The sequence below is a fragment of the Streptomyces canarius genome, assembly GCF_014650735.1.
Lineage (GTDB): Bacteria > Actinomycetota > Actinomycetes > Streptomycetales > Streptomycetaceae > Streptomyces > Streptomyces olivaceoviridis.
This window is the reverse complement of sequence record NZ_BMVN01000034.1, coordinates 51,972-63,725: the sequence shown is the minus strand read 5'-3', so window position 1 is coordinate 63,725 and position 11,754 is coordinate 51,972. Positions and strand designations below refer to the sequence as shown.

10 protein-coding genes and 1 pseudogene are annotated in these 11,754 nt (G+C 71.0%); 9 read left to right on the top strand and 2 right to left on the bottom strand.

Annotated features, from left to right (window positions below; translation table 11 throughout):
- Positions 1-269 precede the first annotated feature (269 nt).
- From IE294_RS34030 to IE294_RS34010, 5 genes are all read left to right on the top strand, one after another.
- A complete protein-coding gene (locus IE294_RS34030) occupies positions 270-1,034 on the top strand; it encodes a class I SAM-dependent methyltransferase (protein WP_189892563.1) in 765 nt (254 codons plus the stop codon).
- A gap of 166 nt (positions 1,035-1,200) precedes the next feature.
- Positions 1,201-2,439 (top strand): NAD(P)/FAD-dependent oxidoreductase, encoded by a 1,239-nt coding sequence (locus IE294_RS34025; protein WP_189892562.1) that lies wholly within the window; start codon positions 1,201-1,203, stop codon positions 2,437-2,439.
- Positions 2,440-2,542: 103 nt separating this feature from the next.
- Positions 2,543-3,286 (top strand): PIG-L deacetylase family protein, encoded by a 744-nt coding sequence (locus IE294_RS34020; RefSeq protein ID WP_189892560.1) that lies wholly within the window; start codon positions 2,543-2,545, stop codon positions 3,284-3,286.
- A gap of 76 nt (positions 3,287-3,362) precedes the next feature.
- The gene (locus tag IE294_RS34015; RefSeq protein WP_189892558.1) at positions 3,363-4,463 is read left to right on the top strand and encodes a phenylacetate--CoA ligase family protein; all 1,101 of its coding nucleotides are present in this window, start codon (positions 3,363-3,365) and stop codon (positions 4,461-4,463) included.
- Entirely contained in the window at positions 4,463-5,854 is a 1,392-nt protein-coding gene (locus IE294_RS34010) for an aldehyde dehydrogenase family protein (RefSeq protein ID WP_189892556.1), read from the top strand. The genes IE294_RS34015 and IE294_RS34010 overlap by 1 nt, the downstream gene beginning before the upstream one ends.
- Before the next feature lie 7 nt (positions 5,855-5,861).
- Here the strand turns inward: IE294_RS34010 and IE294_RS34005 are convergent, their stop codons facing one another.
- Positions 5,862-6,494, bottom strand: a complete 633-nt coding sequence (locus tag IE294_RS34005; RefSeq protein WP_229917559.1) for a DUF5134 domain-containing protein — start codon at positions 6,492-6,494, stop codon at positions 5,862-5,864.
- 264 nt (positions 6,495-6,758) lie between these two features.
- On the opposite strand from IE294_RS34005, the gene IE294_RS34000 reads away from it, so the two are divergent.
- Together IE294_RS34000 and IE294_RS33995 are read left to right on the top strand one after the other, a co-directional pair.
- Entirely contained in the window at positions 6,759-7,655 is an 897-nt protein-coding gene (locus IE294_RS34000; RefSeq protein ID WP_189892553.1) for an RNA polymerase sigma-70 factor, read from the top strand.
- Between the two features lie 276 nt (positions 7,656-7,931).
- Entirely contained in the window at positions 7,932-8,429 is a 498-nt protein-coding gene (locus IE294_RS33995) for an Ohr family peroxiredoxin (RefSeq protein WP_189892551.1), read from the top strand.
- A 148-nt stretch (positions 8,430-8,577) separates the two neighbouring features.
- Here the strand turns inward: IE294_RS33995 and fdxA are convergent.
- Positions 8,578-8,883, bottom strand: a pseudogene (fdxA, locus tag IE294_RS33990) (ferredoxin); the annotation flags it as partial.
- 234 nt (positions 8,884-9,117) lie between these two features.
- On the opposite strand from fdxA, the gene IE294_RS33985 reads away from it, so the two are divergent.
- Positions 9,118-10,818, top strand: coding sequence for an L-aspartate oxidase (locus tag IE294_RS33985; protein ID WP_189892628.1), 1,701 nt, complete (start codon positions 9,118-9,120; stop codon positions 10,816-10,818).
- Between the two features lie 113 nt (positions 10,819-10,931).
- Entirely contained in the window at positions 10,932-11,678 is a 747-nt protein-coding gene (locus tag IE294_RS33980) for an SDR family oxidoreductase (protein ID WP_189892547.1), read from the top strand.
- The last annotated feature ends 76 nt before the right edge of the window (positions 11,679-11,754 follow it).

Here is an 11,754-nt window from a genome sequence, read left to right as displayed (position 1 = left end):
CCCGGCACGGGCCGGGGAGCGCGCACGCGGCGCTGCGGAGCCGACTCGTCCACGGCTGTGCTGTTCGGGCACGGTTCGTGAACTGCTGTCCCAGTCATGACCGGCGAGACGGCTGAGGTGTGACACGAGGAGCCGGGTGCCGCCGTACTCCTCCAGGCTTGCTGACGGTGCGGATGTCCTGGATCAGCGGCGGGATGGAGACCTCCGCATCCGCCGGGCCCACGGGCCACCGTTGTCACACCCGCGGCCCAGGTGCTGTCTTGCTGGATATGCACCCTGTCATAGCGAGAGCACCGACCTTCCGGCCGCAGACGGATTCCTACACCGTCACCGCGGAGTTCTACGACATTCTCCAGGCCGAAGCGGACGAGAGACGGGTCCGTCACCTCTACGGTCGCGAAGTCGCGAAGGCCCGTATCGGCGTCCTGGACATCGGCGCCGGTACCGGACGGGTCACGTTGATGAGCCTGGCGGAGTCCCAGGCCGACGTGTATGCCGTCGAGCCCGCGCGGGCCATGCGCACGTCCTTGATGACCCGCCTCGCCGCCCTGCCCGCACGGCAGAGGGAGCGGGTGACCGTGCACCCGCACGCCTTGGACGAGGCGGCTCTGTACGCGGTGGCGGACGTGGCCGTCTGCCACAACACGGTCGCCTGTCTGTCGCCGAGTGCGCGGCACGCGCTCTGGCATGCGATCGGCGCGGCCCTCGTGCCCGGTGGTTCGCTGTTCCTCCAGCTCCCGCCTGCCCTGCTTCCGCCCCGGACCGTTCTGCGCGTCCTGCCCGAACAGCGGGTCGGCGAGCACACGTACGGCGGACGCATGGTGATGTCGACCGCCGGGAACCGCATCCACACACGCGCCGACTACTGGGTCCGGGGTGTGGAAGGTGTGCTCCGGGAGCACACCGAGACGTTCTGGATGTGGCCCGCCTCGCGGTCCCAGGTGATCGACGACCTGGGACGGCACGGGTTCGTCCCGTTGCCGGGACACGATGATCCGGCCGTCCTGGCGGTGACGCTCCGATCTCCCTGGTGAGACGACGGACCACACATCCCGGTACGCGCGAGGACGGCCGGGGGGCGCCGACGGCCCCCGGCACGCTGACGCGGCGATGTCACAACCCGTGTCGTCGCCCGGTCTCATGGATGAGCGCATCACACGACTCGCTGTGTGCGCCGCACCACCTGAGACGGGGATCATCATGTCGCCTGCGAATACATTCGTGATCGTCGGGGGTGGCCTGGCCGCCGGCAAGGCCGCGGAAGAGCTGCGCGCGCACGGTCACGACGGGCCGCTCCTCCTCATCGGGGACGAGCGGGAGCGGCCGTACATTCGACCGCCGCTGTCCAAGGGCTACCTGCTGGGCAAGGAGGACCGCGAGTCGATCCACGTGCACCCCGAGGGCTGGTACAGGGAGCACGGGGTCGATCTGCTTCTGGGCACGAGCGTGACGTCCGTCGACGGGCAGGCCAAAGAGGTGACGCTGGACGACGGTCGTCGCGTGCCCTACGCCAAGCTGCTCCTGGCGACCGGTTCCTCACCGCGCCGCCTGTCCGTCCCGGGGGCGGACCTGGACAACGTGCTGTACCTGCGGCGCGTGGGCGACAGCGAGCGTCTCAAGTCCGCCTTCACCGAGGGTGCGCGGATCGTGGTGGTCGGCGGCGGATGGATCGGTCTGGAGACGGCGGCCGCGGCCCGGACGGCAGGGGCGGAGGTGACCGTTCTCGAGCACGCCGAGCTGCCCCTGCTCAGGGTTCTGGGGCGGGAGGCGGCCGAGGTCTTCGCCGGCCTGCACCGGGACCACGGCGTCGACCTGCGTCCCCACGCCGAGATCCAGCGCGTCACCGGAACCGGCGGCCGCGTGGACGGGGTCGTGCTCGCCGACGGCAGTCACCTGCCCGCGGACGCCGTGGTGGTGGGGGTGGGCATCACACCCAACGTCCGCCTCGCCGAGGAGGCGGGCCTGGAGGTGCGCAACGGCATCGTCACGGACGAGCACCTGCGGACCTCGGTGGCCGACATCCACGCCGCCGGCGACGTCGCCAACGCCTACCACCCGCGGCTCGGCCGGCACCTGCGCGTGGAGCACTGGGCCAACGCGCTGCACCAGCCGCGCACCGCCGCGCTGAGCATGCTGGGCAAGGACGCGGTCTACGACCGGCTGCCGTACTTCTACACCGACCAGTACGACCTCGGGATGGAGTACACCGGCTACGCCGAGCCGGGCGGCTACGACCGCGTCGTCTTCCGCGGGGCACCGGACGAGCGGCGGTTCATCGCCTTCTGGATGTCCGGGAACCGGGTCGTGGCGGGAATGAGCGTCAACGTGTGGGACGTCATCGACACGATCCGTTCCCTGATCGAGTCCGGCGCGGAGACGGACGACGCCGTGCTCTCCGATCCCGCGGTGCCCCTGGAGAGCCTTCTCCCGCGCGTCTGAACCACCCCGGCGGCACGGTCGGCTCCAAGGCGCCCGAGCACACCGACCCGGGCGGCCCCGTGCCTGCCTGCCGCCCCCACGCGATATCGACGAGAGCAGACACATGACCGACAGCCCCCTGCCGCCGCTCCGCCCGATGCCGGACGACTGGCGACGGGCACTCGCCGTGGTGGCCCATCCCGACGATCTCGAGTACGGATGCTCGGCCGCCGTGGCCTCCTGGGCGGCCGACGGCCGGCAGGTCACCTACGTCCTCGCCACCCGTGGTGAGGCCGGTATCGACAGCCTGGCGCCCGAACGCGCCCGAACGCTGCGCGAGGCGGAGCAGCGTGCCGCCGCCGCGGCCGTGGGTGTTTCCACGGTGGAATTCCTCGACCACCAGGACGGTGTGATCGAGTACGGCGTGTCCCTGCGGCGCGATATCGCCGCGGCCGTCCGGCGCCACCGGCCCGAGCTGGTGATCACGCTGAACCACCGGGACACCTGGGCCCATGGTGCCTGGAACACACCGGACCACGTGGCAGTGGGGCGCGCGGTGCTGGACGCGTCGGCGGACGCGGGCAACCGCTGGATCTTCCCGGAGCTCACCGCACAAGGCCTGCGGCCCTGGAACGGCGTCCGGTGGGTGGCCGTCGCCAACTCGCCCGCGCCGACTCACGCGGTGTCCGCCGAGCCGGGCTTCGAACAGGGGGTGCTGTCCTTGCTGCGGCACCGCACCTACATCGAGGCATTGACCGAGGAGGACCCCGAGGCGTACGCGCGCCGTTTCCTGGCCGACAGCACCCGCGCCCACGGTCCGCGGTTCGACGGCCGGCCCGCCGTCGCCTTCGAGCTGTTCAGCCGGTGACCGAACGCGCCCCGATCCCACACGCCCCGCGGAACCTCGCTCACACGCACGAGACCGTGCCGAGGAAGGACCATCCATGACGTACGAGTTCCCCACCGTTCTGGACGCCGGGCCGTCCGACGACGTCGACCCGGACGAGTTCGTCCGAGCGGCCATGCGCTGGCACTTCGACCCGGCGACAGGCTCCCGCTACTGGCTCGACCGGGCCGATCGGCTCGCCTTCGATCCGCGGCAGGACGTCAAGGGCGTGGACGACCTGATGCTCTTCCCCGACCTGGCCGACGAACTGCGGGACGTCCCGGTGGCGGACCTGATCCCCCGGGGCTACGGAAACGACGCCCGGCTGCTCAACGTCTTCGACAGCGGTGGAACGACCGGGGCGCCCAAGCGCGTCGTCCAGCTCGACGACTGGATGCGGCACAGCACGGAGCAGGTCGACAAGCGCCTCCGGGACCACGGCCTGCCCGTCGGGGCCCAGTGGCTGACGGTGGCGCCGACGGGTCCGCATCTGGTGGGTGACGTGCTGCGACGGGCCGCGGAATCCCTCGGCGGCCCGGGGCTGGGCATCGACATGGATCCCCGCTGGGTGAAGAAGCTGGTCGCCGCCGGCCGGAGCGACGAGGTCGAGTCCTACACCGACCATCTCGTCGAACAGTGCCGGCGGATCCTGCTGACCCAGGACATCGGGGTACTCGCCGCCACCACCCCGCTGCTGGAGCGCTTCGCCCGCGAGGACGACCTTCTGGAGCGGATCAACGGCTCCGTCCAGGCGATCATCTGGGGTGGCACGCACATGGACCCCGACACCCGCCACCTGCTGGGCACGGAGGTCTTTCCCGACGTACCCCTCATCGGCATGTACGGCAACACCATGATGCTCACCGCGCTGCTCGAACGGGCAGGTCTCAGCGCTTCGGAGCCCTGCGTGTTCGACCCCGTGTCGCCGTACGTGTTCCTGTCGGTCGTGGACCCCGACACCGGGGATACGGTCGAGGTCGGTGAGCGGGGCCAGGTGATCGTCAGTCACGTCAGCAAATCCATGCTCATCCCCAACAACGCGGAACGGGACACGGCCGTGCGCATGCGGCCGGCCGACGGCCAGGCGGGTGACGCCGTCGCGGACGTCGCGCCGGTTCCCACGGTGAAGGGCGAGACCGTGATCGAGGGCGTGTACTGATGGCGGATGCCGAGGTCAGCGGGCCGGTGTACCTGGACGCGCTGGGTTCCCGCGGTCCGTACCGGACGCGGGTGCCGAGCGCGGTGACGGATGTGTCGGGTACCGAGGTGGCGCGGCTGAGCCTGGTGCCGCCGGTGTTCGTCGGCCGGGCGCTGGCCGCGCTGCGCAGGGCCGAGGCGGTGCCGGCGGCCGACATCGACGCAGTGCTGGCGGCGGCCGGCGAGGAGTTCGCCACCGGCACCGTCGGCGGACTGGGCGTACGCGAGTACGAACACCTCGTCAGCCGTACGTCCGGCACGCCGCTGACGGTGGTGCGCGCGGCGACACGGGGCACGGCACGGTTCGTCAGGCTGGCCCGTTCCTCCGCCGAGCGAGGCAGGCCACACGGGGCGGTCCCCGACCGCCGGGACCCGGCCCTGGAGGCCGGCCACGCCGTCTGGGCCCGCCAGGGGAACGTGTTCGCCGTCAACGCCTCCGGCAACCATCCCGGTGTCCACCGGCTGTGGGTCGAGGCGCTGGCACTGGGCTACCGCGTCGCCGTGCGTCCGTCGCGGCGGGAGCCGTTCACCCCGCACCGGCTGGTCGGGGCGCTGCACCGGGCGGGTGTCCGGGAGGACCAGCTGGTGTTGCTGCCCACGGACCACCGGACCGCCGACGTGCTCATCCGCGGTGCCGACCGCGCGGTCGTGTACGGCGGCGACGAGGTGGTCGCCCGGTACGCCCGCGATCCACGCGTGCTGCCCCAGGGGCCGGGCAGGTCCAAGATCCTCGTCACCGCGGACACCGACTGGCGGAAGCACCTCGACACGATCGTCGGCTCGGTCGCCGACGAGGGGGGCACCGCGTGCGTCAACGCCACCGCCGTCTTCGTCGAGGGCGATCCGGCGCCGCTCGCCGAGGCCGTCGCGGCCCGCCTGTCCCGGCTGCCCGGTCTGCCGCCCCAGGACGCGCGGGCGGTGCTCCCGGTGTGCCCGCTGGACCGGGCACGGGCCCTCGGCTCCTACCTGAGGTCGGTGGCGGCGGGGACCCGTGCCTGGCTCGGTGGTGAGGGCGTCGTCGACGACCTCGGTGACGGAAGCGCCGTCCTGCGTCCCGCCGTCCACCAGGTCGGCAGTTCCAGTGCCGCGCAGCTCCGGACCGAACTCCCCTTTCCCTGCGTGTGGGTGGCGCCCTGGAACCGTACGGACGGCACCGCCCCGCTGCGGGACACACTCGTGCTCTCGGCGCTCACCCGCGACGGCGCGTTGCTCGACGCGCTGCTGGCGGAACCCACCATCGCCAATGTGTACGTCGGTGACCACCCGACCTACTGGATGGCTCCGGGTGTGCCCCACGACAGTTACCTGTCGGACTTCCTGATGCGCAGCAAGGCCCTGGTCGGCGCCCCGTGACAGGCGGTCAGTGGGGCATGAGCAGCATCAGGGCCGTCCCCAGCGCCATCGCTCCGTCGCGGACGTGACCGTACGGGTCCGTCGCGGCGGCGCGGTGCGCGGCGTCCGGGACGGGCCGCAGCGAGGGCATGGGGCGGGTCAACGACCACATGGCGCACGCCAGGAGACAGGCCGCCAGCAGCCCGGTGACCCAGGCAGCCGACACCGGTGCGCCGGTGGCATGGCCGTGAGCCGCGGTGTCGTGCGCGGCCGGGACGCCTGCGGCCAGGGCCTCGTGGGACGGCACCGCCCGGCCGTGGTGTGCGAGCGGCATCCAGGCCATCGCGGCCATGCCGGCCGCGGACGGCAGCCGGCCGGCGATCCGCGTCACCGCGTTCGCCGTGTGGCGGCGGAGGGCGGTCAGCGGGAACCACAGTGCGGCGAGCGTGAAGAGAACCGTCGTGGTCCGACCGGGCAGCGATTGGCCGAGGCTCCACGGCATGGCCGCCATGGCCGCGGACATGGCGGCGTGCAGGAGGTGGTCCACCCGGTCACGGCGTCCCGCCCCCGGCGCCCGGACACCGTGCCACAGTGCGTGCACCGCCGCGAGGACGAAGAGCACCGTCAGCATGAAGTGCACGACGTCGACGGGAGTGTCCATGGGACGCGTGCACCTTTCCTGGTCCATGACCTTTCACAGTCTTGACCGGGCGTGCGGTTGTTTCGTGACAGGGCTCGCTCGCCACCAGGAGCGGGCAGGTCTCGGGAGCCGTGCGGAGCCGTACCCCGCACGGGATGCCGCAGACCCAGCGTGTGCCACGGTGTGCACGCTGGACGGCGTCCCGGGCGGTCGTGCCAGCGCCCCCGACGCGGCCCTGCGCGGCCGCTTGTAGCATGGTGCGCACGAAGCCAGAGAGGAAGATCCATGCACGCTGGCGCTCATCCCGACACCCTCGATCAAGCGACGAAGGACTTCCTTTCGGCGCGCCCGCGACTCTTCGGCATCGCCTACCGCGTCCTGGGCAGTGCGGCGGAGGCCGAAGACGTCGTGCAGGAAACCTGGCTGCGGTGGCAGAACACGGACCGCACGAAGGTCCTGGAACCGGCCGCGTTCCTCACCACGGTGGCCACCCGGCTGGCGATCAACCTGGCACAGTCCGCACGGGTGCGCCGGGAGTCCTACGTCGGCCCCTGGCTTCCCGAGCCCGTCGACACCACGGAGGATCCTCAGCTGGGCGCGGAACGGGCCGAGGCCCTGGAGATGGCGGTTCTCCTGCTCCTGGAGAAGCTGAATCCCATGGAGCGCACCGCCTACGTGCTGCGGGAGGCGTTCGACTACCCCTACGGGCGGGTCTCCGAGATCCTCGAAACAAGCGAGGCCAACGCCCGTCAGCTGGTGAGCAGGGCACGCAGGCACCTGGCCGCCGAGCGCAGGGAGCGCGTCACGCCGGCAGCCCATCGGCGGCTGCTGGAGGTGTTCCTCTCCGCGGCGCGGACGGGCGATCTGTCGGTGCTGGAGGACGTTCTCACCGCCGACGTCGTCAGCTACTCGGACGGTGGCGGGATCCGTGGCGCGTCCAAGATCCCGGTCATCGGGCGGCCGCACGTCTCGCGGTACCTCGTGGCATTCGCACCGCGCTTCTGGCCACAGGCGGACGTCCGGTGGGTCGAGGCCAACGGCCTGCCGGCCGTGCTCGTCTCGTCCGGCGGGCAGGCTGTCGCCCTGCTGTCCGTCGACATCTCGACGGAGGGTATCGACCGGCTCATGTGGGTGATGAACCCGGCCAAGCTGGCGCCCTACGTGGCTTCCCTGCACGACTGACCCGCCGGCGGCCCCCTCCCCGGCCGTCGGCGGGCACGCGTCACAGGAACGGTTACTTGTCGGTCAACCAGTAGTCCGGACCCCGGACGCCCCGACCCCAGGACGGACGACGTGACGTGTGGTGTGTGCGGTGCCGCCCTCGACAGAGAGCGGCACCGCCTGCCCGGCGTGTCCCGCGGACCCGCGCGTCACCGCCTTCCGTGCCTCCAGGCCCCTGAGTACGCGTTCCCGGACGTCCGCCGGAACGCCGTACCACGACCACATCGGAGTCACGCCGTGACCGAGCGCATCCCACTGCCCTCCCTGTCGACCGAGAAGAACTACGACGGGAACGAGTTCTCGCCCATCTACACGACCACCGTGACCGTCCACGGCGGTGTGGCCTCGCACGGGCGGGCCTCCGGCCGGGCACGCTCGTCCGACGGCGCCCTGGACCTAGACCTGCGCATGCCCGCCGAGCTGGGCGGCGACGGCCAGGGAACCAACCCCGAGCAGCTCTTCGCAGCCGGCTTCGCGGCGTGCTTCCACGGCGCGCTGAGCCTCCTGGCACGGCAGGAGGCGCTCGACCCCGCGGCCATCTCGGTCGTGGCGACCGTCGCCTTCGGACGGGATCCGGAGGACGGTGGCTATCTGCTCCGCGTCGACCTGGTGGTGCAGTGGCCCGGCGTCGCTCCCGAGACGGCAACGGATCTGATGGAGAAGGCCGACGCGCTGTGTCCCTACGCGCGCATGGCCTGGAGGGGTACGCCGACCACCATCACGCTCGCCTCCTGACCGGCACGTTCGGTATGCGTCGGCCGCCGCCCCCGGGCGGCGGCCGCTCATCGCCGGCACATCCCCGTCAGGACGGGAACCACAGGTCCACGTCGGCGGCTTCCTCCTTGCGGACGGCGAAGACGGAGACCTCCTTCTTGTGGAGAACCTGCCGGGGCAGGGCCGCCACCAGAGGGTGGTCCCCGGCCGCGCCACCCTGGTGCTCCCGCTCCGGCGTCGCGGCTACGAAGAACTCCGCGTTGACAGACCGGTAGTGCGCCCAGTGCCGCGGCAGGTCGTCCTCGTAGAAGATGGCCTCCACGGGGCAGACGGGCTCACAAGCATGGCAGTCGACGCACTCCGCGGGGTTGATGTAGAGCGTGCGCGAACCCTCGTAGATGCAGTCCACGGGGCATTCGGTGACACACGCCCGGTCCTTGATGTCGACGCAGGGCTGCGCGATGACGTACGTCATCCCTCTCCTCCTCCTCGCCGCCGAACACGCCGCAGGGCCGGCTCGGGCGGCCGTCGGACTCATCGATACGACCGGGGACGCCGTCTCGTTGTGACACGTGTGCTCCCCCCGGGGTGACCCGCCCCGGAGTCGGAGGGCGCCCGTGTCACAAAGCTCCGCCTGGCCTGGTCGTAGTCAGTGACACCCACAGCGACGGGAGCAATCGTGGCTATCACCGAACAACGACTGTCGACCATGGTCCTCGTGATCGGTACCGGCGGGGCGGGCCTGCGGGCGGCGATCGAGCTGGCCGAGGCCGGCGTCGATGTCGTTGCCGTCGGCAAGCGCCCCAAGGAGGACACCCACACCTCCCTGGCCGCCGGCGGGATCAACGCGGCCCTGGCCACGATGGACCCCGAGGACAGCTGGCAGCAGCACGCCGCGGACACCCTCAAGGAGAGTTACCTGCTCGGCGACCCTCGCACCGCGGAGATCGTCACCCAGGGCGCGGCGCTCGGTATCGACGACCTGGAGCGCTACGGTATGGCCTTCGCCCGCGAAGGGGACGGCCGCATCTCGCAGCGCTTCTTCGGCGCGCACAAGTATCGCCGCACCGCCTTCGCCGGCGACTACACCGGCCTGGAGATCCAGCGCACGCTCATCCGGCGCGCGAGCCAGCTGGACATACCCATGCTCGACACCGTCTACATCACCCGCCTCCTCGTCCACGACGGTGCCGTCTTCGGGGCTTACGGTTTCGACCTCACCAACGGCACCCGTCACCTCATCCACGCGGACGCCGTCATCCTCGCGGCCGGCGGGCACACCCGCATCTGGCGGCGCACCTCCTCGCGACGGGACGAGAACACCGGCGACTCCTTTCGCCTGGCCGTGGAGGCCGGGGCCCGTCTGCGCGACCCCGAACTGGTCCAGTTCCACCCCTCCGGCATCATCGAACCCGAGAACGCCGCCGGCACCCTCGTCAGTGAGGCGGCCCGCGGCGAGGGCGGCATCCTGCGCAACGCCCTCGGCGAGCGGTACATGAACCGTTACGACCCGCAGCGGATGGAGCTGTCCACCCGTGACCGCGTGGCCCTCGCCTCCTACACCGAGATCAAGGAAGGCCGCGGCACCGCCAACGGCGGGGTCTGGCTCGACGTCTCCCACCTCCCCCGCCAGACGATCATGAACCGGCTCCCCCGGGTCTACCAGACGCTCCTCGATCTCCAGATGCTCGACATCACCCGCGAACCCATCGAGGTCGCCCCCACCGCTCACTACTCGATGGGCGGCGTCTGGGTCCGTCCCGAGGACCACAGCACCGATGTCCGCGGCCTGTACGCCATCGGCGAGGCGTCGAGCGGACTGCACGGCGCCAACCGCCTGGGCGGCAACAGTCTCATCGAACTCCTCGTCTACGGCCGCATCACCGGCCAGGCCGCCGCCGCCTACTCGGAGTCGCTCACCGCGCAGCCCCGCTCCGCGGCCGCGGTGGCCCAGGCCCGCGCCGAAGTCGACGAACTGCTCGCCGCCGACGGGCCCGAGAACGTCCGCGCCCTTCAGCGCGCCATCCGCAACACCATGACCGAACACGCCGGCGTCGTCCGTGACGAACAGGGTCTGCGCACGGGCCTGGCGGAGCTGGACACCATCGAGAAGCGCATGGAGAACGTCGGAGTCCACCCCGACATCGCCGGCTTCCAGGACCTCGCCCACGCCTTCGACCTCAAGTCGGCCGCCCTGGCCGCCCGCGCCACCCTCGAAGCGGCGCTGGAACGCCGGGAGACCCGCGGTTGTCACAATCGCAGCGACTTCCCCGACATGGATCCCGCCTTCCGCGTCAACCTCGTCTGGTCCCCGACGACCGGAATCACCCACGAGAGCATTCCCCCCATCCCCGACGAGATCGCGACCCTCATGGAAGACGTCACCACCGACGGAAAGCTCGTCGAATAGCGGTCCGTCATCCCGCGTTCCTGCTGCACGGAATTTTCGTCGTCACAGAAAACCAGTGCACCCGGTCATTCCTGGTGCAGACCCAATCACACATCTCCCGGAGGATTTCCACTATGAAGGTCGTAGTGATCGGCGGTACCGGACTGATCGGCTCGAAGCTGGTCGCCAAGCTGAACGAGCACGGTCACGAGGCCGTGCCGGCCGCCCCCAACACCGGCGTCAACACGCTCACGGGTGAGGGCCTGGCCGAAGTCCTCGACGGGGCCTCGGTCGTGGTCGACGTCTCCAACTCGCCCTCCTTCGCGGACGACGCCGTCATGGAGTTCTTCCGTATCTCGACCACCAACCTCCTCAAGGCGGAGGCGGACGCCGGGGTGACCCACCACGTCGCCCTCTCCGTGGTCGGTACGGAAAGGCTCCAGGAGAGCGGCTACTTCCGTGCCAAGCAGGCGCAGGAGGGGCTGATCAAGGACTCGGGAATCCCGTACTCCATCGTTCACGCCACGCAGTTCTTCGAGTTCATGAAGGGCATCGCCGAGTCGGCGACCGACGGTGACACCGTTCGTCTGGCCCCGATCAAGATCCGGCCCGTCTACTCCGACGACGTGGCCGCCGTCGTCGGCCGCACCGCTGTCGGTACCCCCGTCAACGGGGTGGTGGAGGTCGCCGGTCCCGACGTGTTCCAGCTGGACGAGCTGATCCGGAAGGGGCTGGCCGCCAAGAACGACCCGCGCACGGTCGTGACCGACGAGCACGCCCCGTACTTCGGTGCGGAACTACAGGAGACCACCCTGCTCCCCGGTCCGGACGCGCACATCGCGGAGACCCGTTTCGCCGACTGGCTCGCGCAGCAGCGGTGAGCCGCCGGTGGCGGGCCCTGGGGCAGGGACCGCCACCCGCGAGGGGGCCTGTCATCCGCACCGCGGCACGACAGGC